This is a genomic window from Sulfitobacter sp. S223 (assembly GCF_025143825.1).
In the GTDB taxonomy this organism is placed as follows: Bacteria; Pseudomonadota; Alphaproteobacteria; order Rhodobacterales; family Rhodobacteraceae; genus Sulfitobacter.
In genome coordinates this window covers 1,306,534-1,330,319 of sequence record NZ_CP083560.1, presented here as the reverse complement: position 1 = coordinate 1,330,319, position 23,786 = coordinate 1,306,534, and the positions used below count along the sequence as shown (strand labels likewise).

The following is a 23,786-nucleotide window of genomic DNA, read 5'->3' as shown; positions in this document are numbered from 1 at the left end:
TGCAAAGGCATCCGCCAACCACGCCGGATCAGCAAAAGGAACGGACGGGCGCGCTGTCACGCCCGCCCGCAGGCTCAGGCGTCGTGGACGTAGTATTTGCCCTGCGTGCCAGCTGCCTCTTCCATCTTGGCAAAGTTATCCATCGACCCTGCAAGCTCTGTCTTGAAGCTATCCCACTCTGCCAACTGGTAACCACCAGCGGCCTTCCATTCAGCCAACTGGTCATCAGACAGACTGTGGAACTCCACCCCTGCCTTGGCCAGTTCGGCCATTGCATAGGCACGGGCCGAGGGGACTTTCGAAAGGTTTTGGTGGGCCGTCATCTCAGAGCCCCACATGATCCCTTCCTGCACATCCGCAGGCATGGAATTGAACCATTCAAGGTTGCACGAATAGACTTGGCTATCTGGTACAGCTTGCGTGAACGTGACGTGCGACAGGATATCCTTGAACCCGAAGACATAAAGCGCGCCAACGGAAGGATCGAGCGCGTCCGCCACGCCCTGTTTGATCGCGGAGGGTGTCTCTCCCCAAGCAACAGGTGTCGGATTTGCACCGACCATCCGGTAATACTGTTGCAGCATTTTTGACCCGGGCACGCGGAACTTGACGCCAGACAGATCGGATGGCGACAATACCGCCCCCGCACCGCCCTTACGCACAGCAACCACACGCGGGTCGATGTTAACATAAAACAGCGATTTGAAACCGGCTGCTTCGACCTTCGGATGCACTTCGCTGTTCCAGAAATCGGAATTCACAAGGTTGGTAAAGCGCTGGTTCGAGCCACAGAGATAGGGCATGTTGATCAGATCAACCGTTGAAGCAAAAGGTGCGAAGTTGGACAGCGAATGTTGCGCCGCCTGAATGGTACCGCCTTGCACTTTCTGGACCAGATTACCGCCTGACCCCAACTGCCCGCCGGGCGCCAGCTTGACGTAGACTTTGCCGTTGGTTGCGTTCTGGATGTTTTCTTTAAGGTCCAGTTGCATGATGGGATAGCTGCGCGAAGCCCCAAGGACATAAGCTGTGCCGATTGTCATTACGTGTTCCGCCGCCTTCTCGCGGTCACGCTCTTCGTTGGCTGTTTGTGCTGCGGCTTGCGACGACCACAAAACCCCTGCCCCGCCTGCAACCATAGCAGCGGTGAACCCGCCAGTCGCTGTCAGTTTCAGGAAATTGCGGCGCTCGGCTGATGCCAGTTCCTCTCGGTCGTTTGTCATGGTGTCTCCTCCCGGTTGACGGTCAGCTGCCGTTTTTATCCGTGCGGTCAGCTTCTTTTTGCAGAATGGCGACTACGAACAAAACCGTCGCCCCGAACAACACCAACATCTCCCCTACATCGCCTAGAAACGCGGCTCCCGCAAAAGCGCCCAGCGCGACATTCCCGAAATACACGGCAAAGACGATGACGGACGCTGCAAGGAACATGAGGACCCTCCCAAGTGGCTATGTTCACCCTCCAAGCCTAAGCGACCATCGGCTTCAAATGCAAGCGCTTACATTTTTAATTTATAGCGCTCGGATTCTAAATCGTTTTCCAGTATCCTGACGCCTATTGGACCGAAAAATAAGAGATCCTGATGCGCGCTACCCGATCCATTCCAACCCTGGACGATGTTGCCAAAAAGGCAGGCGTTTCGACTGCAACCGTTTCACGGTGCCTCAATTCGCCCGAGCGGGTGGTGCAATCAACGCGCAAGCGGGTGATGAAAGCGGTGGATTCGCTGGGGTATACACCCAATTTCGGCGCGCGGGTTATGGCGGCCAAGCGGACCTTTACCATTGGTGCAATCGTTCCGACGATGGAAAACTCAATTTTTGCCCGCGGCTTACAAGCATTTCAGGAAGCGCTGGATACCCGAGGCTATACCCTTCTGGTCTCTAGCACGGCCTACCGGCCCGAGGCCGAAGAGAAGCAGATCCGCGCGTTGGTGGCACGTGGCGCGGACGGGCTTCTGTTGATCGGACATGACCGCGATCCCGCGCTTTACCGATACCTTGAGCGACAGGCAGTGCCTGCGCTGATCGCATGGGCCTATGCCCCTCATATCAGCCAGCCCGCCATAGGATTCGACAATCGCGCCGCCATGCGCCTGCTTGCCGAAGAGGTCATTGCGCGCGGCCACAAAAGGATCGGCGTGATCTCGGCTATTGTCAAAGGTAACGATCGCGCGTCAGAGCGGCTTGAAGGGATCAAGGACGCTGCAAAGGCTTTGGGAATACCGTCAGACCATCTTTATGTGGTGGAAACGCCCTATGGCATTGAGACGGGCGCTGATGCGATGAACAAGCTTATGCAGGGCCAGCAGCCGCCAACAGTTGTCATGTGCGGCAACGATGTGCTCGCCGCAGGCGCGTTGCGTGCAGCCAAGGCGATGGGGCTGGCTGTGCCCGAAGATATCTCGGTCACCGGATTTGACGATATAGAACTTGCACGGTTTGTGACGCCGACGCTAACAACCGTTCATGTCCCGCACCGGGAGATGGGAACAAAAGCAGCGGCAACCCTTATTGGCCTCGTCGAAGGTGGTCCGGCCGGACCACCGGTCGAGCTGGGCATATCCGTGGAGATCCGTGAATCACTCGGACCCGCAAAAACAGCCTGATGGCTCCATTGCCTTTGCTTGCGCCGACACTTAAGAACAAAAACAGAACTGACGGGGCGACAGCAAAAGCGCTGTTGAACTTGCGCCCTCCAACAGGCCTAATGCGCGAAACGGGAGCAGGCAAATGCTGACATCTATCGAAGTATGTGCTGGTGCCGGCGGTCAGGCGCTGGGGCTGGAAAAGGCTGGCTTTGCCCATACTGCCCTTGTTGAAATTGACAAACATTGCTGCGCCACCCTGCGCCACAACCGCCCCGCGTGGAATGTACTTCAAGAAGACATGCGCGTGTTCAAAGAGCGCAGTGCCGATTACCGCGGCATCGATCTGTTTGCAGGTGGCCTTCCCTGTCCGCCATTCTCCGTCGCGGGCAAACAACTGGGCGAGCAGGATGAACGTAACCTGTTCAACGACGCCATCGACATTATCGCGGATGCCCAACCGCGTGCTGTGATGATCGAAAACGTGCGTGGCTTTCTTGGTGTTGTCTTTCAAGACTACCGCGAACGCTCGTAAACACAGCTCGACAAACTTGGATACCGCACGGACTGGCGCCTTCTAAACGCCTCAGATTTCGGCGTGCCGCAGTTGCGACCGCGTGTGGTGATCGTGGCTGTACAGAAGAACCGGGCAGATCATTTTGACTGGCCTGATCCCAACCCTCATAATCCACCCACTGTAGGCGAGACATTGCGCGACATGATGGCCGAACGCGGCTGGCGCGGCGCAGATGATTGGGCCGACAAAGCAGACGAGATTGCGCCAACCGTCGTCGGCGGCTCCAAAAAGCATGGCGGGCCAGACCTTGGCCCCACCCGCGCGCGCGCGGCATGGGCCACGCTGGGTGTCGAAGGACGCACCGTTGCGCCGGAGGCCCCCGATCCGTTTCACAACGGTATGCCGCGCCTAACTGTGCCAATGGTGGCGCGGATACAGGGTTTCCCCGATGACTGGCACTTTACCGGCGCCAAAACGAATGCCTACCGTCAGGTCGGTAGCGCATTTCCGCCACCGATCGCGCAGGCGGTTTTTGCCCAGATCGCCCCTGCGCTGCGCAAACGTGTGTTGCACAGCGTGACCGGTTGACGCTCGACCATGAAACAGCATGTTCATTATAGCAGCGTCTCTCAAGGACACCCCGATCATGCCCTGCTCAGCGCGCTTGCCTCAGAGATAACCGCGCGGACTGTCGGCGAGCAATCGTTGGCCAGCAGCTTTGCCGCGATGTTGCGCGCGTATGTTGATGACGTGATCATGACGCCGAAAACAGGCCGCCGCGCCTATGAAGAGCTTGAGAAAACGGAAAAGACCTATATCGGCACCCGCGTCGAGATCGAATTGCGCGCGCTGCTTGACTTGGAAAAGGGCCGTCTGGATTGCGTCATTCAAGGCCATGACGTTGACATCAAGAACACCATGGGCGCGAACTGGATGATCCCGACAGAAGCAATTGATGCGCCCTGCATCCTTGTCGCCGCTGATGAGGCGCGCGCTTTGTGCTATTTGGGGCTGGTCGTGGCGCGCCCTGAGTATCTGACTGCTGGACAGAACAAGGACGCAAAACGGTCGATCAGCGCAGAAGGGTTTACGCATATCCTGTGGCTTCTGCGCGACCACCCCTACCCGCCGAACTTCTGGCGCACAGTGCCGCCCGAGGCTGTATCCCGCATCTTTCGCGGACGTGCAGGCAATCACCGGATGGCCGCTCTTTTCCGCGAGGTTCAGGGCCGCCCTATCTCCCGCGACGTGGTGGAGGCCGTGGCCCAGCAGCATGATTTCATGCGGCGCATCCGCGCGGACGGCGGCAAGGGCACACGTGACCATCTGGCCCACGAAGGGCTACTGCTTTTGTCTGGTCACTATGACGCTGATCTGATTGCAGCGCTGGGTCTGCCGCGGTGTAGTCACAGCGAATTCGTTTCCTATCTGCCAACAACGCAATCCGAAATCGATCTGGCCGCTGCCCATGGCATCACCCTCGGAGGTTTGCTGCTTTAGATTTCCGGACGTGACAATTCTTGCGTCGCTGTGCAGGCTACCATTGAACACTCAATGCAAGGACAGGGAACAGAATGCAGATATTGGTCGCAGGCGCCGGGATTGTGGGTATCTCGACAGCCATATGGCTGCAACGTGCAGGCCATCAGGTCACCGTGGTTGACCGCGCGGGGCCCGCAAGTGGTACCAGTCATGGCAACGCAGGGGTTTTGGCCGCAGGTGCAGTGATCCCTGTGACCACCCCCGGCCTGTTGGCAAAAGCGCCCGCCATGCTGATGAACCGCAATGCACCGTTGTTTTTGCGCTGGTCCTACTTGCCCCGACTGCTGCCGTTTCTGCGCAACTACATGTCCTACGCAACCGATGCGCATGTGGACCACTACGGCACAGCCATGTCAGCCCTACTGCACGACACAGTAGAGCAACATCAGGCCCTTGCCGCAGACACACCTGCTGCAAAATTCATCACAACCGAAGATTATTGCTTTGGCTATGCCTCTCACGCCGACTTTGACGCTGATAGGTATGGCTGGGGCAAACGGGACGCACAGGGCGTGCGCTACGAGGTAGTGAGTGGTGAGGACTATGCCGCCTTTGACCCTATCTTCGGCTCTGCCTTCCAGACCGTGGTCCGCTGCAAAAACCATGGCAGGATCAGCGATCCAGGTGCCTATGTTAAAGCGCTGGCAGATCACTTTGTGGCACAAGGCGGCACGCTTGAGATTACAGACATTCAGGATATCGAAATGTCTCAGGGCGGCGTCACAGCGCTCATTACGGCCGATGGCCCGATGCGTGCGGACAAGATCGTCTTCGCCATGGGCCCTTGGTCGCGCGAGATTGCCCATAAACTAGGGGTCAAAGTCCCCTTCGAAAGCGAGCGTGGCTATCACATAGAGCTTACCAATCCCTCTTCCATGCCGCGTGCGCCGATGATGGTCGCGTCCGGAAAATTTGTTATTACCCCGATGGACGGACGCATACGCGCAGCAGGGGTGGTCGAATTCGGCGGCCTCAAGGCTGGCCCTTCGCGCGCACCATTGGACATGCTGCGCAGGCAGGTAAAAAAACTGCTGCCCGATGTAACCTACGACGACGTAGTGGAGTGGATGGGTCACCGTCCTGCCCCTGCTGACAGCCTGCCACTGATCGGCGCAAACGACCCCCAAGGCCGCAGTTATAGCGCCTTCGGCCACCAGCACGTTGGATTGACAGGCGGTCCAAAAACGGGTCGTGTGATCGCGGAGTTGATTTCCGGTAGCGCTCCCAACATGGATATGCGTGCCTTCGACCCCGCCAAATACATCGGCCGCTAGAGCCGTCATTCACTGGGAGATTACAATGAATACATTTACAAAATTGAGCCTGACAGCCGCTGCAGCAGCGCTGGTTTCAGGCGGTGCCATGGCCGGTGGACACGCACAAAAATGGGATATGCCGATGGCCTATGCCGCCACAAATTATCATTCCGAACAAGGTGTGGTTTTTGCTGACAAGGTGCGCGAATACACCGATGGCGCGATCGACATTACCGTACATCCGGGTGGTTCCCTCTTCGGTGGCGGTGATATCAAACGCGCGGTTCAGACCGGTCAGGTCAACATCGGAGAGCGTTTCATGTCCGCGCACGCGAATGAGGCCCCGCTGCTGGGCTGGGACAACCTGCCCTTCCTCGCGACGTCCTATGCGGACAACGCCAAACTCTGGGCTGTGGCAAAAGACACGGTTAATGCACAGCTATCCGACCTGAACATGGTCGCGCTTTATACCTGCCCATGGCCAGGTCAGGGTTTCTATTTCGCAAAAGAAGTGAACTCATCTGCCGATACCCAGGGCGTAAAATTCCGGTCCTATAACTCTGCTACGGCAACGTTTGCCGAAGAACTGGGCATGATCCCCGTCCAGATCGAAGCTGCGGAATTGGCGCAAGCGCTGGCCACTGGTGTTGCTTCCTCATTCATCTCTTCCGGATCAACCGGTTACGACCAGAAAGTATGGGAGCATCTGACCCATTATTACAAAGTCAACGCATGGTTGCCGCGCAACTACGTTGTTGCCAACAAACAGGCGTGGGACGGTCTGGATGCGGACGTTCAGGCAGGTATCATGAAAGCCGCAGACGAAACTGCTGCTTCTTGCGCTGCCAAATCCGAAGAGCTGTCGGATTTCTATTTTGCAGAGCTTGAAAAGAACGGCATGACCGTCACCGATGCTTCACCAGAGTTTCTGGCAGAGCTTGAAGTGATCGGTGCGAAGATGACGGCCGAATGGCTGGAAACAGCAGGCGACAATGGCCAAGCCATCATCGACGCTTACAAAGCAGCAAACTAAGCCCTTCTAGCGCGCCTGCCCCCAAACGGCGGGCGCGTCCAAACTTTAAGGAATTCAGACATGCGCGACTGGTCGCCGGTGCTGGGTCTACCCTTGTGGGTATGGCTTTTCGTGATCCCTTGCCTTTTTGGTGTGCTGTGCTTTTTCGCCAAAGCGCCTTTAGAAAGGCGTTTGCGGCCAGTATGGCGGTTTCTGGATGGCGTTTATTTTGCCAGTGGCGCAATTGCTGCGTTTTTCATGGTGACCATTCTCTGCCTGATCGTGGCGCAGATGGTCGCACGCTGGACCGGCGTGGCACTACCGGGCACAACCGAATTCGCGGGCTACGCAATGGCCGCCACATCCTTTTTCGCCCTGTGCCATGCGCTGACACGCGGCGCGCATATTCGTGTGTCAATCGTGCTCAACTGGAACCGCTTCACCTCTCGTTGGCTCGACATCTTTGCGGTAACCGCAGCGGCGATCATTGCCACCTATTTCGCACGCTTCGCGGTCAAGACGAACATCTTCTCCGAAATGCTTAATGACCGCACACAAGGACAGGACCAAATCCCTGAGTGGGTGATCACGTGGCTGTCACTTCCTGCGACGCCGCTGAGCGACTGGGGGGACGCCATATCCGGCGCCTCTTCTGAACTGGTATTCACCCCTGTCTGGATACCGCAACTGGCCATGTCGGCCGGCGCAATCCTGCTGGCAATCGCGCTTTGGGATACGCTTTACCGCACCATCATCACGGGCCGGAACCCCATCGTATCGGAGGTCGTAGAATGATCGAAGCCTATGCAACCGTTGTCTTTCTATGCGTCCTGTTTGGGTTGTTGGCCTCTTCGATCTGGATCGGTCTTGCCCTGATGGGCGTGGCGTGGGTCGGGCTTGAGCTGTTCACTACCCGCCCTGCCGGTGACGCGATGATCACCACCATCTGGACGTCAAGCAGCAGCTGGACATTGACCGCGCTGCCGCTGTTCATATGGATGGGAGAGATCCTGTACCGCACGCGTCTGTCTCAGGATATGTTTCGCGGGCTGGCCCCGTGGATGCGCTGGCTCCCCGGTGGTTTGCTGCACACAAACATCGCAGGCTGCACGATTTTTGCCGCTGTTTCAGGATCTTCTGCTGCGACGTTAACCACAGTTGGCAAGATGAGCATCCCCGAGCTGCGCAAACGCGGCTACCCTGAATACATGATCATCGGTACACTCGCGGGGGCCGCCACCTTGGGCCTCATGATCCCGCCATCACTCACGCTTATCGTCTATGGCGTTTCGATCAACGAGAGCATTATCAAGCTGTTCATGGCCGGCATTGTGCCCGGTCTGGTCCTTGCCGGACTGTTTATGAGCTATATCGTGGTCTGGCATTTCTTTCGCCCCGGCGAACGCCCGCCACCAGAACCACATATGTCCGTCGGCACAATGCTCGCCGAGAGCCGTTTTCTCATCCCCGTTCTGCTGTTGGTCTTTGCTGTTATCGGGTCGATGTATTTCGGCTGGGCCACGGCGACAGAGGCTGCAGCCGTGGGTGTGCTTGGCTCATTGACGCTTGCGCTTTTTCAAGGTTCGCTCAGCTTCAACACCTTCCTCGAAAGTTTGATGGGGGCCACGCGCACGTCTGCGATGATTGCATTGATCCTGATGGGTGCAGCGTTTTTGTCTCTGTCCATGGGCTTTACCGGTCTGCCGCGCGCACTGGCGGCATGGATCGACGAATTGCAGTTGTCTCCCATCGTGCTAATCGCTGCTTTGACGGTATTTTACATCATCCTCGGCATGTTCCTTGACGGGATTTCCTCGGTGGTGCTGACCATGGCGATCGTAGAGCCGATGATCCGGCAGGCAGGCATTGACGTGATCTGGTTCGGCATTTTCATCGTGGTTGTCGTGGAAATGGCGCAAGTGACACCGCCTATCGGCTTTAACCTGTTCGTGCTGCAAGGCATGACCAAACACGAGATCTCCTACATCTCGAAAGTCGCCCTGCCCATGGTCGGCTTGATGCTGTTGATGGTCGTCATCCTTGTTGTCTTCCCCGAAATAGCCACATGGCTGCCTGATAAGATCAGCGCAAATCAGATAAGATGACGCCGCGTGTGACAGTCCTGCAGCTCGACACCAGCTTCCCTCGCATTGCGGGAGATGTGGGATGCCCTGACAGCTATGCGCGACCGCCGCAGATCATCAAGATATCCGGAGCATCCGTCGGCAGCATCGTTACCGACACGCCGCAAAACATCGACATCACGCCTTTCGCCGAAGCCATGTACCATGCCGAGGGCGATATCATAGTGACCTCTTGTGGGTTTCTCTCATATTGGCAGGATCATCTGGCAAAGCTTTGTGACAGACCCTTCATCAGCTCTTCGCTCGTGGCGCTAGAGCAGCTTGCAGCCGTCATTCCGCCAGAGGCGCTGCAAATCCTGACTTTTGATGCCAACCGCCTGAACGCCGCACACTTTGGACGGTACCCGATCTATGTACACAGCATCCTTGGACTGCTGCCGACGCACCACCTGCGACAGGTTATCAGCCAGAATTTAGATACGCTTGATGAAGCAGCAGCACGCAAAGAGGTCACCGACCTCATGACGCAACAACAAACCCAAGAGCACCAGCATATCCTTTTGGAATGTACCAATCTGCCGCCCTACCGTGCCGCAATCAAAGCGGCCACCGGCCTGCCGGTAACAGATATTTTGACTATGGTTGAGGCTGCCTGCCCCGGCGCCGTCGATCCGCGATTTAATTGATCGGAAACCGCTCTAGGCATAGTGGCGCGTGACGCTGGTAATCTTCCAGTGTGGTTTCCAGATCACGGCGGTCGCGCATCACTTCCATGGCGCGCTTTTTCTCGGTCCAGTTCCCGCTTACGTGCCGTTCAAGGATAAGCACCGATATGCCAATCAGTATATCCTTTTCCGGCTCCCCCATCAAACCTGCCCGAAATAGCGTCACCCCCGTCATCGCCATCATATTGGCGCAGCGGATCGCGGCGGCCTCATCCCCTTCATAGACACGCTGGGCTGCATCCGCAGGCAATGCGACCATCAGCAAAGCAAATGCGAGCGAGCGCATCAAAATACCTTGAAGGTCATGGTAGTCAGCGACCGCTCGATCCCGTCAATGTCCAATAGGTTGTCATTGATATAGACGCCCACATCCTCGCCTGCGGGGACATAAAGCTTCATCAACAGATCATAGTCGCCCGAAGTGGAATATAATTCCGAATGAATCTCGCGCAGGGCAATCGCCTCGGCAACGCGGTAGGTGCTGCCGGGCCGACAACGGATCTGGATGAAAACGCATGTACTCACGGGCGGCTCCTGAAATCGGTGTTGGTGATAGGCTGGCACGAAGCAGCAAGCGCCGCAATCCCTGATCGGGACTTGGCGCGCGGCGCGGCGGTGGTATAAGGACGCAGACCAGCCAACGGAGGCCCCTCATGCGCACGGCCAAGATTACCCGCACCACCGCCGAAACCGATATCAGTGTCGAGATTAACCTCGACGGCACAGGCATTTACGACAACCAGACCGGCGTGGGGTTTTTTGACCATATGCTGGACCAGCTGTCGCGCCATGCGCTGATTGACATGACAGTGCGCTGTTCTGGCGATCTGCACATTGACGATCACCACACCGTCGAAGACGTCGGCATTGCGCTGGGTCAGGCGCTGACCAAGGCTGTCGGCGACAAGCGCGGCATCGTGCGCTACGGCTCCTGCCTGCTGCCGATGGATGACGCATTGGTGCGCGCGGCACTTGATCTATCCGCGCGGCCATTCTTGATCTGGAACGTTGATCTGCCGACGGCAAAAATCGGTGCATTCGATACCGAGCTTGTGCGCGAATTTTTTCAGGCATTTTCGACCCACGGCGGCATCACCCTTCACGTGGATCAATTGCACGGTTTCAACAGCCACCACATCGCTGAAGCCGCGTTCAAGGCTGTGGCCCGCGCATTGCGAGATGCGCTGGAAAGCGATCCGCGCAAAGCTGACGCAATTCCCTCGACAAAAGGCATGCTTTGAATGCTAACCGCGATTATTGATTACGAAAGCGGTAATCTGCATTCGGCGCACAAGGCGTTCGAACGGATGGCGCGCGAAGCGGATGCGGGCGAGGTTGTCGTCACTGCCGATGCCGATGTCATTGCTGGCGCTGACCGGATCGTTCTGCCCGGTGATGGTGCGTTCCCCTCTTGTATGGGCGCCCTCAAAGGCAAAAGCGGCATCTACGCCGCCATGATTGAGGCGGTCGAGCAGAAAGGCCGTCCCTTTCTTGGTATTTGTGTCGGGATGCAGCTGATGGCCACGTGGGGCCGAGAGTATGAAGACACCCGTGGTCTTGACTGGATCGCAGGTGAGGTCACGCGTATCACGCCGTCCGACCCCAAGCTGAAAGTCCCGCATATGGGCTGGAATGATCTGGTTCTTGACGCCCCGCACCCTGTTTTCGACGGGATCAAAACCGGTGACCACACCTATTTTGTGCACAGCTACCACATGGTGGTAAAGAACCCTGCCGAGCGTCTGGCACATGTAGATTATGCCAGCGAAGTCACCGCTGTAATTGGTCGCGATAACATGATCGGAATGCAGTTCCATCCGGAGAAAAGCCAGACGACCGGCCTCCGAATGATCACCAACTTTCTGAAATGGACACCGTAACCGCTTCGGCAAACAGCACAAAACATAGGCGCAGGAGCATCATGCTCCCGCGCCTTTTTAATTCAGCATACGCTTGGTGGTTGATTACTTGACGCGGCTCCAAGTCTGTTTTTTGCAGATAGGGCCAACGCATCCTGATACCTTCAGCGTGTTGCCGGACAATGCCATCTTGGACTTGAACGTCTTGCCTGTAGAAGGCTGCCATATCTGGCCGTTCTTATACGCCCCGCCACCGGAAGGCTGCATGTCCCAGACCAACCTTTTGCCAATGTTCTTGGACTTGTATTCGCCTGTGTCGTTGAATGTCCGGGCGATTGTGCCGCAAAGGGCCGCGCCGCATTTGCTGACTTTCACATGTGCATAGGCACCATCGTCCACTTGCGTTTTCCAAGTACCGACTGCGGGATCGGCAAAGGCCGCCCCTGCAAAACCAAACGCTGCTACAGCAGCTGCTACCATCATCCTCATAAAAGCTCCTCCCTAGAACTGCTGCGGAGTGTTGCGCAGACAGCCACTATTCGGCAAGGCTGACGTGAGGTCGCGTTGCATAGCAGGCCGTTCCATGCAAAACCCCGATCAGAACAGATGAAAGGTGCCATAGCCCATGATCCTCTACCCAGCGATTGATCTCAAAGACGGTCAGGCCGTTCGTCTTGTCCATGGTGATATGGACCGCTCCACTGTGTTCAACGACGACCCGGCCGCACAGGCGCAGGCCTTTGTGGATGCAGGCTGTACGTGGCTGCATCTTGTTGATCTCAATGGCGCATTCGCCGGCACTCCGGTAAACGCAGCCCCTGTCGAAGCGATCCTGAAGCAATGCAAAGTGCCCGCACAGCTGGGCGGTGGTATCCGCGATATGGCGACAATCGAGGCATGGCTCGACAAAGGCCTGGCCCGCGTCATCCTTGGCACTGTGGCTGTTGAAAACCCCGATCTGGTCCGCGAAGCCGCCCGCGCCTTCCCCGGAAAAGTTGCCGTTGGCATCGACGCCCGCAATGGCCGCGTGGCCACAAAAGGCTGGGCCGAAGAGACGGATGTGATGGTCACAGACCTTGCCAAATCATTTGAAGACGCCGGTGTTGCGGCAATTATCTACACAGACATCATGCGCGACGGCGCGATGGGTGGCCCTAACATTGATGCCACGGCGGCGCTTGCGCGCGCTGTTGATATCCCCGTGATCGCCTCTGGCGGCGTGTCATCTTTGGCCGATCTTCAAGCTCTCAAAGCAACGAATGTCATCAGTGGTGCCATCTCTGGTCGCGCTCTGTATGACGGAGCAATCGATCTGGCAGCTGCCTTGACCGCTTTGCGCAACTAACTCACAGTAGGCTCTGCCCATGCTTAAAACCCGCATCATTCCCTGTCTCGATGTCGCTGATGGCCGCGTGGTCAAAGGCGTCAACTTTGTTGGTCTGCGCGATGCGGGTGATCCTGTGGATGCCGCCATCGCCTATGATGCCGCCGGCGCGGACGAACTGTGCTTTCTGGATATCCACGCCACCCATGAAAACCGCGGCACCATGTTCGACATGGTGCGCCGCACGGCCGAGCATTGCTACATTCCACTGACAGTGGGGGGCGGTGTGCGCACAGCAGCCGATGTCCGCGCCTTGCTTCTTGCGGGCGCCGATAAGGTCAGCTTTAACTCCGCCGCCGTGGCCAACCCTGACGTGGTCGCCGAAGCTGCCGACCAATTCGGAAGCCAGTGCATCGTTGCCGCGATTGATGCCAAGACTGTCTCCCCCGGAAAATGGGAAATCTTCACCCATGGTGGGCGCAAATCCACCGGCATAGATGCGGTCGAATTCGCGATAACGATGATGGAAAAAGGCGCAGGTGAAATCCTGCTGACCTCTATGGATCGTGATGGTACGAAACAGGGGTTTAACCTGCCGCTGACGCGCGCCATTTCCGATGCTGTGACGATGCCCGTTATTGCCTCTGGCGGTGTGGGCAACCTTGATCACCTTGTGGACGGCGTTTTGAAGGGTGGCGCCTCTGCGGTTCTGGCCGCTTCGATCTTCCACTTTGGCGAATACACCATCCAGCAAGCCAAACAGCACATGGCAGATGCAGGTATCCCGATGAGGCTGACATGACCCTTGATGATCTTTACGTGACCATTCTTGCGCGCAAGACTTCTGATCCAACCTCTAGCTGGACAGCGCAACTACTTGCCAAGGGGCCAGAGAAATGCGCCGAGAAATTCGGCGAAGAGGCCATTGAAGCGATCATAGAAGCGGTCAAGGACGACAAGACAGCTTTGACCAGTGAAGCGGCCGATGTTCTCTATCACCTGCTGGTTATGCTTGCTGCGCGCGACATTCCGCTAGAAGACGTAATGGCCGAACTCTCTCGCCGCCAGTCGCAATCTGGCATTGCGGAAAAAGCGGCGCGCTGACCCCCTACCCGTTTCTCTAAAGCTTGCTTGAAATCACACCGGTGGCAAACCCACCCATGCGCAGTTCTCCGAAAAGGCGCTGATACTCGATCTTGGGGCAACGGTTCTGGATCACATCAACGCCGCGCGCTTCAGCCTTCGCAGTCGCCTCTGCGTGCTCTACTCCGATCTGCATCCAGATCGTGCGCAGCCCCTCCACATGCTCAAGCGCCTCATCGACAATCTCGGGCACGGCATCAGAGCGGCGGAAAATATCCACCATATCGACAGGGCCTTCAATTTCGGCCAGTGAAGATAGGACGGGGGCACCAAACAAGGTCTTGCCTGCTATCATCGGATTTACAGGTACAATTTTGTATCCCTTAAGCGACAGATAACGCGCCACGAAATAGCTGGCCCGAACAGGGTTATCAGAGACCCCCACGATCGCTACCCGCTTTGTACGTGTCAGAATGTCTTTCAAGAATGCATCAGAATAGCTCATGTTTTGATCCTACTTACCTTGCGCGCATAAAAAAACCTCCCGGATAGTACCGGGAGGTTGAAAGTCGGAACAGGGACAAAAACACGAGTCGGGCGTTCCAAGCCGATCCGCTGTTACATAGGTAAGCGCTACTTCTGCCGAAAAAAGGGGGGCGCACGCATAAAGGGTGCACACTTCTTTTTTGTGCAGAAAACCGCCGATGGCCTTCGACTTAGTCAAAGATATCCTCAACCAAATCAAAGGCTTCTTCTGCCAGCTTGCGAAACAGGCTCTTTCGGCGCTTCACCGGTTTTGTGGGCTTCGCTTTTGGCAGTTTGCGCACGCGTGGCTGGTGGCTGATTGCAGGCCGGACGGGTGCCGCAGCAACCGGAAGCAACTTGAGTTGTTGAAGCGGTGCACCACAGGCACCACACGTCAGGGTGTGGTGACCTGCATCAAGGCGCAACAGCGCCCGCGTACCGCAATGGCAGCAGGTCGCTATTTTTGTTGGATGGGCGATGGCGCTGGTCCCTATTTATGCTCACGCGTAGCATATAATCCGATTGCAGCAGCATTTGAGACGTTGAGCGAGCCAAAGTCGCCACCTGCGTCAATTCGCACCAGAGCATCCACCGTTTCACGGGTCTTTTCGCGCAGGCCCGGCCCCTCGGCACCCAAAACCAACGCCACGGGGCGGTCTCGTTTACCTTCAACCGCAGTCTCGATGGTAACTTCGGCCTCACCATCCAAACCCAACACCAGATAACCCATATTCTGAAGCTCGCGTATCCCGTCCGCCAGATTGCGGATGCGTAGGTAGGGTTGCCGCTCAAGCGCGCCAGACGCGGTTTTAGCCAAAGCACCGGTTTCAGGGGCGGAGTGGTGCCGCGTCCCGATCACAGCGGATGCGCCCAGAACCTCGGCAGAGCGTAGAATCGCCCCCACGTTATGCGGGTCGGTCACGCGATCAAGCAGGATAACACGTGGTGCAGCATCTCCGATGCAGACATCAGCCATCCGGCCCCAATCCAGCGGCTTGACCTCAAGAACAGCCCCCTGATGCACGGACCCCGCATCAATCGGCGGGCGGAATTTACGCGGATCGACAACCTCCGGTGTTATCCCGCTTACGGCCACGGCCTCTTCCAGCTTGGCCAGCGCGTTTGGCGTAACCATCAGCGTCAGCTTTTCGCGTTTGGGATTCACCAGCGCATCACGCACCGCATGCAGACCAAAAAGCCAAAGCGTCTCACGCGCCTCCTGCTTTTTGCCTTGCTCTTTTTCTACGACCCATTTGGGTTTCTTCATTGCCGCCCCCTAAGATTGCGCGCGTTTAGGTCGGTCTACCCCTTTGCGCCGCGCGCGCCAAGCCTTGCCCGACAGCGCCGCAAAATCGCGCGGCCACACCGCATACCAGAACCTCTGCGAAATCCTGAAGAATCTGCCGAATAAAGGTTGACGCCCCCCAGACCCACAGGTAATCACCGCGCCAGTGGGCGACAGGCCGCAAGGTGTGGCAGGGGACTGTAACTCCCTCGCGGAGACGCACGCCTGGTTCGATTCCAGGGTCGCCCACCACTTAGAATTGGTTATCTAACAGATTTGTCGCTGTGAGAGCATCCAGTTGATCTTGACTGTCCCTCAACGTCTGATCCCAACCATCGTTCTGTTCTTCTTCTCTTCTTGGAGCTCCTGAACAGATAGCTGTTCCCGATTTGCTTTTGCACGAGAATACAACACCAGTTCTGCACCTTAACCTGTCACAGCTTAGACATAAGCAAGACTCGCACCCGCTTCAGCACGTTGAATGATCACAAGTTTTCTGGGCCCGCGCTCAACTCTGTCGCAGACGTTGACCCTCAAAATCCCGAAACGGGCCACATCACACAACTAACGCAACAGTGCCGGAAGTGGAAAAACAAGCCCTAAGAGAGCCGCGTTTGCCGAACGCGAATAGGAGATCGTCGCCGTTTTTATAGAGAGCAATCGCGCGAAACTGGATTATCGCAACAGTCCCCCATAAGATGAGCGAGACACAACCGCCGCATTTTCTCGAACGGACACGTCATCGAACGCACGCTATTCGGATTTATCTGGAAGTATTCCAAGCGCGATCAGCTGAAACTGCTTGCGGTGACGCTGGTGCTTTTTCCGCTGCTGTATCTGACCCTCGAATTGCCCAAACGGATAGTCAATGATGCCATCGGCGCGGAGGGTGGCACAGTCACCCTGTTTGGCACCGAGGTCGGGCAGATCACGTTTCTGATGATACTGTGCGGTCTGTTTGTGCTGTCCGTCCTGATCCACGGTGCGATGAAAATGCGCATCAATACAATGAAAGGCGTTCTGGCAGAGCGCCTGCTGCGGCGGTTGCGCTATACGCTGATTGCAAGAATTTTGCGGTTCCCGGCACCCTATTTTGAACGCACCAGTCAAGGGGAGTTGGTCAGCATGGTCACCTCCGAGGCCGAACCCATGGGCGGGTTGATGGGTGATGCGATCGCGCAGCCGGTCCTGCAGGCGGGGCAGATGCTGACAATTCTGGGCTTCCTCTTTATGCAGAGCGTCGCCTTCGGTTTCGCCGCTTGTGCCTTGATCCCATTACAAGCCTGGATCATTCCAAAGATGCAACGCCAGATCAATCTGCTGAACAAGGCACGCGTCATCGAAGTGCGCGCACTGGCTGCCGAAATTGGAGAAAGTGCGGCAGGTGCGGCAACGCTGAGGATGAACCGCGGCTGGCGCTACCGTCTGGCGATAATATCCGCCCGCCTCGGAAAGCTATATCAAGTCCGGTTCCAGATTTACCAAAAGAAGTTCCTGATGAAGTTCATCAACAACTTCATCGGACAGCTAACGCCGTTCTTTTTCTACGCGATTGGTGGCTACCTGACCATCAAAGGAGAGATCTCGGTAGGCGCTCTGGTCGCCGCACTGGCAGCCTACAAGGACCTTTCCAGTCCGTGGAAAGAGCTGCTCACCTACTACAACCAGACCCAAGATATGGCCTTGCGCTGGGAGACCATCACCGAGCGTTTTGCGCCGCAGGGGATGGTTGACGCAGCCCTGTTTGACGGCACGCCGGATCAGAACCCGCGCCTGACCGGAGACATAGAGCTGCATGGCGTAAGCGTTGAGGATGCGGCAGGCACGACCATTCTGGACGATTTGAATGTGACTTTCCCGGCGGCCAGCTCGATTGCGATCACCGCTTCAAGTGAAGAGGACCGGCACGCATTTACAAAGTTGCTGACCCGCGAACTGGTGCCGTCACATGGCGCAGTGACCATCGCCGGCCAAGATCTTGGCGCGCTGCATCAGGTGACAGTCGCCAGCCGCATCGGATATGTCGATTCTTCGCCGGTTTTGTTTGAAGGGTTGCTGGGAGAAAACATCAACATTGCATTGCGCACCTGCCCGCAGCTTAGTGCGCCTGACCCGGCAATCCCGGCGGAAAGCGCGCGCACCGGCAACAGCACCGATCCCGTAGACGTGGCATGGCTTGATCCAGGCGCGGCAGACGTTATGAGCGTGGCCGAATTGCAGGATTGGTGGATTGAGCTGATTGCCAGTATGGGACTGACAGCCCCTCTTTTCGCGCGCGCTATGGAACAAAAGCTGGCCCCGACACGGCACCCCGAACTTGCCAGGGCGCTGGTCGATCTGCGCACGGATATCGCCAAGGCGGTCGACGCTGCGGGCCTTGCCGATCAGGTCAGCTTTTTCGACGAAAGCACGTATAATCCAACCCTTCCCGTGGCGGAAAACCTGATCTTTGCTATGCCGCTGATGCCGATAACAGCGCAGATACTGATTGATCATCCGTCTTTTTTGTCGTTCTTGAGCAAACTGGACCTTGAACGCGACTTGCTGCAACTGGCCGCAGATATCGTTAATCTCTTGCGCCAGATCTTTGGCGTCGACGGCACAGATCATCCACTGTTCCGCAAGCTTGGTCTGGAAACCACGGCCTTTGAAGCAGCGCTTTCCGTTCTGCCCGCGCACCACCGGGGCGCCCGCCTTTCACTCCGGCAAAAGGCCGAATTGCTTGCCGTTCCCTTTGTTATACCGGCAGAAAAGATCGGCCCGGCATTCCCTGCCGAAATCGTCACGCGGGTAATGCAGATACGTCAGGCTCATGCTCCGGCGCTGCAGGAAACTACGCAAACCTTGTTCGCGCCGCTTTCTCGCGAGGCGCCGATAGCAGGGCTCTCCGCGTTGGAGAATGCCTTGTTCGGCAAGATAAGGGACGGCGTGAATGCGGACGCCCTGCGTGCCCTTGTTGGCGAGCGGCTGCGCGCAGCGGGGCTGGAGGGCGGCATACTTCACCAATTGTTTGATCTGCCCGTGACATTGGGGGGCAGCAATCTGCCTGCAACGCTGTCAGAAGCGGTGGCATTTGGCCGTGCGGCAGTCAAACGGCCTGATATCCTGATCCTTGATCGACCACTGGCAAGTTTTGACGTTACCGTTCGTGAGGGGATTCACACCCAGATCCGCAAACTTCTGCCCGATGTCACGATCATTTGTCTGGCCCCTGACTTTGCAGCGCCAGAAAGTTTCGATCATCAGTTCGTGATGCAGCACGGGCGATTGTCCGGAGTGGTCAGCGATGTTCTGGCAAGTGGTGATCAGACCGTCAGCGCAGATTTGGCACGAAAGATGCGCATTCTCGAAAGCGCCGAACTGTTCTCGGGTCTCGCGCGCAAACAATTGCGTCTTCTGGCCTTTGGTGCGCGTTGGTATCATGCCGCCGAAGGTGACTATGTCTTTCGACAGGGCGATGATCCGTCCATCGGGGCGTTTCTGCTCTGGGAAGGAACGGCAGAATTGCTGGACCCCCACCAAGACAACGACCACCGCGTCATCACCATTTCAGAACCGGGCGATCTGGTCGGGGAACTGGGGTTGATCCGGGGCGTTCCGCGCGCGCTCGACATGCGGGCGTCAACCGATCTGACCTGCCTGCGTATCAGTGCGGAAGATTTCCTTGCCGTGGTCAAGAACGACGGCCCCACAGCATACAAGCTGCTGCAGGTTATCGCCAGCTACGTCTGATCGCGCACCGAAACCAATTGGTGCGCGCAAAGGTTAATTGTGTTAATGATTAGACATTAGGGGGTGCCACCCTGCCTGCTTTTACTGCCTTGTGCTTGGCGGCAAAGCTCCAACGGCGCAGTTATTAACTAGTTATTTCATCAACTTTTTAATGACGGAGCATTTATGAAAAACGATTCAATCGGTCGCAGCATCCACGCTGAATATCTTGAAAACCATGTCCAAAACATGACTGTAGCAAAACTGTTGTTGGAGTATCTCAAGCTTGAGGATGTGGAAAAGGTTTTCGGAATACCCGGCGGGGCGGTAATTTACATCGCGGATGAACTCAGGCGTCAACGCGATCAGTTCGATTTCATTATTTGCCGACATGAAACCGGCGCGGCCTACATGGCCGACGGATATCACCGGGTGACTGGCAAGCTGGGCGTGGTTCTGACCACGGCGGGACCTTCTGGCATCAATGCGCTGACCGGATCCATGAACGCCGAGGCTGGAAATTCTGCCGTTCTGACCATCACCGGAGAGGTGCCCGAGCAATATTTCGGTCAGGGATATCTACAGGAAGGTGTCGATGCGCATCTGGATGTGAACGCGATCTACAAGAACGCCGTTCAATCCAGCGCTATGATCCCATCTGCATCCAGCTTTCAGACGCTCATTGAACAAGCGCTTAGAAATGCGATGTCGCGCCCGCGCCGCGCCGCACATGTGAGCATTCCCAACAATGTCGCAGGCACATGCGTTGTACCGAAAGCCACCCCGAAATCAAAAAATGTGGGGCTGCCCTTTCCCAAGTCGCCCGAGAACTACCGCACGGAGCCAAGCGGCGCTGATCCCGCGCGGATGGAACAGGTGTTCGCGGCGCTGGCAGCGGCCAAAAAGCCACTGATCTTTCTGGGCAACGGCGCACGTGCTGCTTTGCGCGATCCAAGGCGCCTGGAAAAGCTGAAGGCCCTTGCCGATCACTTTGCAATACCGGTGATGACCACGCCCGACGGCAAGGGGATCTTTCCGGAAAGTCATCCGATGTCCTTGCGCAATTACGGCATGACACCTTGCCTGTGGCCCGCACTCTATATGAAGGAAAGGGACGACGCCGATCACTATGACGCCCTACTGGTCATCGGATCCAGTTTGGGTGAACTGGCCACGTCGCCCTCAGCGATGCTGCATTACGACAAGATGCTTGTACCCAAACACCACTGCATGCAAATCGACCTGGATCAAAGCGTCATAGGCAGATCTTTCCCCATCACGCTCGGCGTTGTCGGTGACGCAGGTGCGGCAATTGATCAGCTTATCGACCATGCAGTCAATGCCAAGCCGTCCGGAGACACCGATGCCCGGCGCGAGATGGTGATGTCGATCAAGAATTCCACGCCGTTCGAGTTCCCTACGGAACGTGCGGGCAACGCCACGCCGCTGCACCCTGCTGCCGCAATGCGTATCGTCAACGAATTGGTTACGGACGGTCATATCTTTATTGATGCCGGTAACTGTGTCGGCTGGTCGCTCAACAACATGGTGATTGATCCGCCAAATCAGTTTCACATCGCCCTTGGGATGGGGCCGATGGGCTTTGCCGTGGGTGCGGTCGTGGGCGGCAAGATCGGTGCACCGGACAAGGATTGCGTTGCCATCGTCGGTGACGGTGCTTTCATGATGCATGGCTCCGAAATATCGACCGCGGCGCAAAATCGGGTTGGCGCGATCTGGATCGTTCTTAATGACAACGATCTGGCGATGGTCAGCCAGGGAATGGGTGTTCTGTTCCCGCCCGAAGACGAGTGGGACGACTACTATAAACTGGGTGCGCCGGATCTGGTGAAATACTCTGAAGGTTTGGGCGCATATGCCGTCGAAATCACTCAGGAACAGGGGCCGGACGACATGAAGCGGGAATTGTCGATGGCGCTGAACCGTGCCCGCACCGACAACCAACCGCAGGTTGTGGTCCTGCATATCGACACCAAACCGATGCCCAAATACGGCTGGCCCAACCCGCTGCCACAAGCCGATTGTGACGCGTGAAATGGCAGGCACCGAATTTCTGCTGATACAGGGATATTCAAGATGACCAAAGAAGATCAATGCGAACTCGACGTCGCAATTGTGGGCGGTGGGGTGAGCGGTGTCTACAGCGCAATGCGTCTTATGGGTTCCAAGCGCACCGAGAATTCGCCGCTGCCGCAGGGCAAGCTGAACGTCTGCGTCTTTGAACAATCCAACCGGATAGGCGGGCGCCTGTTGTCGTTGCAACCGCCCGGTGTGCCCAACACGCGCGTCGAGGTCGGCGGCATGCGCTACACATCCGAGCATAAGCACGTGATCGGACTTGTCGGGCTATTTGGTCTCACACCAGTGCCCTTCCCCGTCAGCAAACCCCAGAACATAGCCTATCTGCGCAACACGCGATTGCGCATGCAGGATTTGGACGACGCGTCCAAGCTGCCCTACAACCTCATGGAAGACGAGAGTTCAAAGACCACGCTGTCCAAAGGCTTCACCGTCGTTGCCGCCGAACGGTTGTTGCGCACGATGACTGGCAAGAACATCGATCTGGCCACAGTGAACTGGCTCGACATTGCGCGAACTGTCGAATTCGAAGGCAACAACATCGGGGATCTGCCGCTACGGTATCTCATGCAACGCGAGATCAGCCATGAGGCTTACAATTTTGCGGTTGATTCAAGCGGTTACGACAGCATCCTCTACACGTGGAACGGAGCGGACGGGTTCCCCTGGAACCTTGCCGATTTTGGCAAATCGATCACCTATTCCCGTCTTGCCGAAGGGTATCAGGAGGTGCCGCTCAAATGCGCATCCGGTTTTGAGGCGGCAGACGGGAAAATTCACAAGGAACACCGCCTTGTCAGCTTTGACACAACCCGGATGGCGGACGGAAGCACGGGTGTGGAACTGACCCTCCAACACGGAGACGATCTGATTGTCCGCAAGGCGCGCAACCTGATCTTGGCCATGCCACGGCGCGCGCTGGAGCTTTTGACGCCGACCGGATCGGTCATGGCACCCGACAATAAGTCTGTGCGCAACCTTATGGAAGCAGTCACGCCAATACCGCTGTTCAAACTGGCGCTTTGCTACAGTTACGCATGGTGGGAAACGCTGCCGCCGGTAAAGGTCTTGGGCAGCGATGGAAAACCGGTCATGGCGAAAATTACCGAAGGTGAATCCGTAACGGATCTGCCCGTGCGGCAGCTCTACTATTGGGACAAGGACCCGGAGACCGGCAAGGCCGTGGTGCTGATCTATGACGACGGCCTGGCACTATCCTACTGGGCGGGTCTGCGCAGTCAGGAAGTGACCTTCAAGGGTGAAGGCGGCGACGCACCCGGAGACGGATTGCCGGCCTGGAGTGATTTTCCGGCCCCCAAACGTATGGTCGACGAGGTGCATCGACAGATCATGGAAATGCACGGCGTGACCGAAATGCCGGAAATCCCCGCACCCTACGCCGCATCCTATCAGGACTGGGGGGATGACCCGTATGGCGGTGGTGCTAATTTCTGGCGTGTCGGCGTGCGCAGTCACGAGGTCAGCCGCGACATCGTTCAGCCGGTTAAGAACACGCCCGTCTTCATATGCGGCGAATCCTATTCGCATGCCCAAGGATGGGTCGAAGGGGCACTGGCCACCGCCGAAGACATGCTGCAGCACCATCTGGGGCTGATGCCGCCAACCTGGGAAAGTCAGGACTGATTAATCCAAAGTCATTTAACAAGAAGTGGAAAAACAATGCAGCCGATGATGAACCATATCGCCTGGGTCACCGATGATCAGGAAGGCGTTGCCAACTTCCTGCGCACCTATTTTGATTGCGAGATCGGTGAAAGGCGGACCATTGAGGGCGCGTGGGCAGATGAACTGGCGCAGATGAAAAATTGCAAGGTCTACTATCTCCCGGCCGTCTGCCAAGGCACTGCGACACGGATTGCGATCCTGAAATTCATCAACCCCGAACCGATCAACAACCCCGATGTTTCCCAACTTAACCGCAAGGGCCTGCGACATTTCGGTTTTCTGGTCGAGGATATCGCGGCCAAGGTATCGCAGCTCAAATCAGGGGGGTATGAATTCCTGAGTGATGTGGTGACCGCAGAAGGTTTCGAATCCCAAACGGTCTACTTTCGGGGGCCAGAGAACGTGATCGTCCAACTCACGGAATCGATGATGGCCACCCCTCCCCCTCCGCACGGCGGCTAGGGGCAGGCCTTTGGATCATGCACCCTG

At 56.9% G+C, this 23,786-nt stretch carries 24 protein-coding genes, 1 tRNA gene and 1 pseudogene; 18 read left to right on the top strand and 8 right to left on the bottom strand.

The window, feature by feature from the left end:
• Positions 1-74 precede the first annotated feature (74 nt).
• The gene (locus tag K3757_RS06420) at positions 75-1,223 is read right to left on the bottom strand and encodes a TRAP transporter substrate-binding protein (protein WP_260000275.1); all 1,149 of its coding nucleotides are present in this window, start codon (positions 1,221-1,223) and stop codon (positions 75-77) included.
• A 22-nt stretch (positions 1,224-1,245) separates the two neighbouring features.
• Positions 1,246-1,431: a hypothetical protein gene (locus K3757_RS06415; RefSeq protein ID WP_260000273.1), complete on the bottom strand. Its 186-nt coding sequence runs from the start codon at positions 1,429-1,431 to the stop codon at positions 1,246-1,248.
• Between the two features lie 152 nt (positions 1,432-1,583).
• On the opposite strand from K3757_RS06415, the gene K3757_RS06410 reads away from it, so the two are divergent.
• From K3757_RS06410 to K3757_RS06375, 8 genes and pseudogenes are all read left to right on the top strand, one after another.
• A complete protein-coding gene (locus K3757_RS06410; protein ID WP_260000271.1) occupies positions 1,584-2,609 on the top strand; it encodes a LacI family DNA-binding transcriptional regulator in 1,026 nt (341 codons plus the stop codon).
• Between the two features lie 124 nt (positions 2,610-2,733).
• A pseudogene (locus K3757_RS06405) lies at positions 2,734-3,693 on the top strand (DNA cytosine methyltransferase).
• A gap of 9 nt (positions 3,694-3,702) precedes the next feature.
• Entirely contained in the window at positions 3,703-4,605 is a 903-nt protein-coding gene (locus K3757_RS06400) for a NaeI family type II restriction endonuclease (RefSeq protein WP_260000269.1), read from the top strand.
• Between the two features lie 74 nt (positions 4,606-4,679).
• Positions 4,680-5,921: an FAD-binding oxidoreductase gene (locus K3757_RS06395; RefSeq protein ID WP_260000267.1), complete on the top strand. Its 1,242-nt coding sequence runs from the start codon at positions 4,680-4,682 to the stop codon at positions 5,919-5,921.
• A gap of 25 nt (positions 5,922-5,946) precedes the next feature.
• Positions 5,947-6,936: a TRAP transporter substrate-binding protein gene (locus tag K3757_RS06390; protein WP_260000265.1), complete on the top strand. Its 990-nt coding sequence runs from the start codon at positions 5,947-5,949 to the stop codon at positions 6,934-6,936.
• 60 nt (positions 6,937-6,996) lie between these two features.
• Positions 6,997-7,710, top strand: a complete 714-nt coding sequence (locus K3757_RS06385) for a TRAP transporter small permease (RefSeq protein WP_260000263.1) — start codon at positions 6,997-6,999, stop codon at positions 7,708-7,710.
• Entirely contained in the window at positions 7,707-9,020 is a 1,314-nt protein-coding gene (locus K3757_RS06380) for a TRAP transporter large permease (protein WP_260000261.1), read from the top strand. Before K3757_RS06385 ends, K3757_RS06380 begins: the two co-directional genes overlap by 4 nt.
• Positions 9,017-9,685 carry a hypothetical protein gene (locus tag K3757_RS06375; protein ID WP_260000259.1) on the top strand — a complete coding sequence of 223 codons (669 nt, stop codon included), beginning with the start codon at positions 9,017-9,019 and terminating at the stop codon, positions 9,683-9,685. Before K3757_RS06380 ends, K3757_RS06375 begins: the two co-directional genes overlap by 4 nt.
• Here K3757_RS06375 and K3757_RS06370 read toward each other — a convergent pair.
• Both K3757_RS06370 and K3757_RS06365 read right to left on the bottom strand, forming a co-directional pair.
• Complete coding sequence (locus tag K3757_RS06370) at positions 9,678-10,010, bottom strand: hypothetical protein (protein ID WP_260000257.1); 333 nt, start codon at positions 10,008-10,010, stop codon at positions 9,678-9,680. The two genes, K3757_RS06375 and K3757_RS06370, sit on opposite strands and share 8 nt — an antisense overlap.
• Positions 10,010-10,249 (bottom strand): Lrp/AsnC ligand binding domain-containing protein, encoded by a 240-nt coding sequence (locus tag K3757_RS06365; protein WP_260000255.1) that lies wholly within the window; start codon positions 10,247-10,249, stop codon positions 10,010-10,012. Before K3757_RS06365 ends, K3757_RS06370 begins: the two co-directional genes overlap by 1 nt.
• Before the next feature lie 128 nt (positions 10,250-10,377).
• Between K3757_RS06365 and hisB the strand changes: the two genes are divergently transcribed.
• Together hisB and hisH are read left to right on the top strand one after the other, a co-directional pair.
• Positions 10,378-10,965 carry an imidazoleglycerol-phosphate dehydratase HisB gene (gene hisB, locus K3757_RS06360; protein WP_260000253.1) on the top strand — a complete coding sequence of 196 codons (588 nt, stop codon included), beginning with the start codon at positions 10,378-10,380 and terminating at the stop codon, positions 10,963-10,965.
• Positions 10,966-11,604 (top strand): imidazole glycerol phosphate synthase subunit HisH, encoded by a 639-nt coding sequence (gene hisH / locus K3757_RS06355; protein WP_260000251.1) that lies wholly within the window; start codon positions 10,966-10,968, stop codon positions 11,602-11,604.
• Between the two features lie 84 nt (positions 11,605-11,688).
• Here the strand turns inward: hisH and K3757_RS06350 are convergent, their stop codons facing one another.
• Positions 11,689-12,072 (bottom strand): DUF2147 domain-containing protein, encoded by a 384-nt coding sequence (locus tag K3757_RS06350; RefSeq protein ID WP_260000250.1) that lies wholly within the window; start codon positions 12,070-12,072, stop codon positions 11,689-11,691.
• A 136-nt stretch (positions 12,073-12,208) separates the two neighbouring features.
• Between K3757_RS06350 and hisA the strand changes: the two genes are divergently transcribed.
• Genes hisA through K3757_RS06335 form a run of 3 tightly spaced genes read left to right on the top strand, consistent with a single transcriptional unit; the run spans position 12,209 to position 14,011 of the window.
• Complete coding sequence (hisA, locus tag K3757_RS06345; RefSeq protein ID WP_260000248.1) at positions 12,209-12,928, top strand: 1-(5-phosphoribosyl)-5-[(5-phosphoribosylamino)methylideneamino]imidazole-4-carboxamide isomerase; 720 nt, start codon at positions 12,209-12,211, stop codon at positions 12,926-12,928.
• A 19-nt stretch (positions 12,929-12,947) separates the two neighbouring features.
• On the top strand, positions 12,948-13,709 hold the full coding sequence (gene hisF, locus K3757_RS06340; RefSeq protein WP_260000246.1) for an imidazole glycerol phosphate synthase subunit HisF: 762 nt from the start codon (positions 12,948-12,950) through the stop codon (positions 13,707-13,709).
• Positions 13,706-14,011 carry a phosphoribosyl-ATP diphosphatase gene (locus tag K3757_RS06335; RefSeq protein WP_260000244.1) on the top strand — a complete coding sequence of 102 codons (306 nt, stop codon included), beginning with the start codon at positions 13,706-13,708 and terminating at the stop codon, positions 14,009-14,011. The genes hisF and K3757_RS06335 overlap by 4 nt, the downstream gene beginning before the upstream one ends.
• A 16-nt stretch (positions 14,012-14,027) precedes the next feature.
• On the opposite strand, the gene K3757_RS06330 is transcribed toward K3757_RS06335, so the two are convergent.
• From K3757_RS06330 to rlmB, 3 genes are all read right to left on the bottom strand, one after another.
• Positions 14,028-14,495 (bottom strand): CoA-binding protein, encoded by a 468-nt coding sequence (locus tag K3757_RS06330; RefSeq protein WP_260000242.1) that lies wholly within the window; start codon positions 14,493-14,495, stop codon positions 14,028-14,030.
• Positions 14,496-14,706: 211 nt separating this feature from the next.
• Complete coding sequence (locus K3757_RS06325) at positions 14,707-14,940, bottom strand: hypothetical protein (protein WP_260000240.1); 234 nt, start codon at positions 14,938-14,940, stop codon at positions 14,707-14,709.
• A gap of 65 nt (positions 14,941-15,005) precedes the next feature.
• Entirely contained in the window at positions 15,006-15,782 is a 777-nt protein-coding gene (gene rlmB, locus K3757_RS06320) for a 23S rRNA (guanosine(2251)-2'-O)-methyltransferase RlmB (protein WP_260000238.1), read from the bottom strand.
• Between the two features lie 186 nt (positions 15,783-15,968).
• Here rlmB and K3757_RS06315 point away from each other — a divergent pair.
• From K3757_RS06315 to K3757_RS06295, 5 genes are all read left to right on the top strand, one after another.
• A tRNA-Tyr gene (locus tag K3757_RS06315) sits at positions 15,969-16,052 on the top strand.
• A 564-nt stretch (positions 16,053-16,616) separates the two neighbouring features.
• Positions 16,617-19,532: an ABC transporter transmembrane domain-containing protein gene (locus K3757_RS06310; protein ID WP_311201750.1), complete on the top strand. Its 2,916-nt coding sequence runs from the start codon at positions 16,617-16,619 to the stop codon at positions 19,530-19,532.
• A gap of 165 nt (positions 19,533-19,697) precedes the next feature.
• On the top strand, positions 19,698-21,566 hold the full coding sequence (locus tag K3757_RS06305; RefSeq protein ID WP_260000234.1) for a thiamine pyrophosphate-binding protein: 1,869 nt from the start codon (positions 19,698-19,700) through the stop codon (positions 21,564-21,566).
• A gap of 42 nt (positions 21,567-21,608) precedes the next feature.
• Positions 21,609-23,255, top strand: coding sequence for an FAD-dependent oxidoreductase (locus K3757_RS06300; RefSeq protein ID WP_260000232.1), 1,647 nt, complete (start codon positions 21,609-21,611; stop codon positions 23,253-23,255).
• Between the two features lie 48 nt (positions 23,256-23,303).
• The gene (locus K3757_RS06295) at positions 23,304-23,759 is read left to right on the top strand and encodes a VOC family protein (RefSeq protein WP_260000230.1); all 456 of its coding nucleotides are present in this window, start codon (positions 23,304-23,306) and stop codon (positions 23,757-23,759) included.
• The last annotated feature ends 27 nt before the right edge of the window (positions 23,760-23,786 follow it).

Excerpts from the sequence above, each read along its gene's own strand:
- K3757_RS06335 (WP_260000244.1), top strand. The coding sequence starts at position 13,706 with ATGACCCTTGATGATCTTTACGTGACCATTCTTGCGCGCAAGACTTCT.
- K3757_RS06305 (WP_260000234.1), top strand. The coding sequence starts at position 19,698 with ATGAAAAACGATTCAATCGGTCGCAGCATCCACGCTGAATATCTTGAA.
- hisH (WP_260000251.1), top strand. The coding sequence starts at position 10,966 with ATGCTAACCGCGATTATTGATTACGAAAGCGGTAATCTGCATTCGGCG.
- K3757_RS06385 (WP_260000263.1), top strand. The coding sequence starts at position 6,997 with ATGCGCGACTGGTCGCCGGTGCTGGGTCTACCCTTGTGGGTATGGCTT.
- K3757_RS06415 (WP_260000273.1), bottom strand. The coding sequence starts at position 1,431 with ATGTTCCTTGCAGCGTCCGTCATCGTCTTTGCCGTGTATTTCGGGAAT.
- K3757_RS06295 (WP_260000230.1), top strand. The coding sequence starts at position 23,304 with ATGAACCATATCGCCTGGGTCACCGATGATCAGGAAGGCGTTGCCAAC.
- hisB (WP_260000253.1), top strand. The coding sequence starts at position 10,378 with ATGCGCACGGCCAAGATTACCCGCACCACCGCCGAAACCGATATCAGT.
- K3757_RS06350 (WP_260000250.1), bottom strand. The coding sequence starts at position 12,072 with ATGAGGATGATGGTAGCAGCTGCTGTAGCAGCGTTTGGTTTTGCAGGG.
- K3757_RS06300 (WP_260000232.1), top strand. The coding sequence starts at position 21,609 with ATGACCAAAGAAGATCAATGCGAACTCGACGTCGCAATTGTGGGCGGT.
- K3757_RS06420 (WP_260000275.1), bottom strand. The coding sequence starts at position 1,223 with ATGACAAACGACCGAGAGGAACTGGCATCAGCCGAGCGCCGCAATTTC.
- K3757_RS06370 (WP_260000257.1), bottom strand. The coding sequence starts at position 10,010 with ATGCGCTCGCTCGCATTTGCTTTGCTGATGGTCGCATTGCCTGCGGAT.
- hisA (WP_260000248.1), top strand. The coding sequence starts at position 12,209 with ATGATCCTCTACCCAGCGATTGATCTCAAAGACGGTCAGGCCGTTCGT.
- rlmB (WP_260000238.1), bottom strand. The coding sequence starts at position 15,782 with ATGAAGAAACCCAAATGGGTCGTAGAAAAAGAGCAAGGCAAAAAGCAG.
- K3757_RS06390 (WP_260000265.1), top strand. The coding sequence starts at position 5,947 with ATGAATACATTTACAAAATTGAGCCTGACAGCCGCTGCAGCAGCGCTG.
- K3757_RS06410 (WP_260000271.1), top strand. The coding sequence starts at position 1,584 with ATGCGCGCTACCCGATCCATTCCAACCCTGGACGATGTTGCCAAAAAG.
- K3757_RS06380 (WP_260000261.1), top strand. The coding sequence starts at position 7,707 with ATGATCGAAGCCTATGCAACCGTTGTCTTTCTATGCGTCCTGTTTGGG.
- K3757_RS06330 (WP_260000242.1), bottom strand. The coding sequence starts at position 14,495 with ATGAGCTATTCTGATGCATTCTTGAAAGACATTCTGACACGTACAAAG.
- K3757_RS06395 (WP_260000267.1), top strand. The coding sequence starts at position 4,680 with ATGCAGATATTGGTCGCAGGCGCCGGGATTGTGGGTATCTCGACAGCC.
- K3757_RS06375 (WP_260000259.1), top strand. The coding sequence starts at position 9,017 with ATGACGCCGCGTGTGACAGTCCTGCAGCTCGACACCAGCTTCCCTCGC.
- hisF (WP_260000246.1), top strand. The coding sequence starts at position 12,948 with ATGCTTAAAACCCGCATCATTCCCTGTCTCGATGTCGCTGATGGCCGC.
- K3757_RS06400 (WP_260000269.1), top strand. The coding sequence starts at position 3,703 with ATGAAACAGCATGTTCATTATAGCAGCGTCTCTCAAGGACACCCCGAT.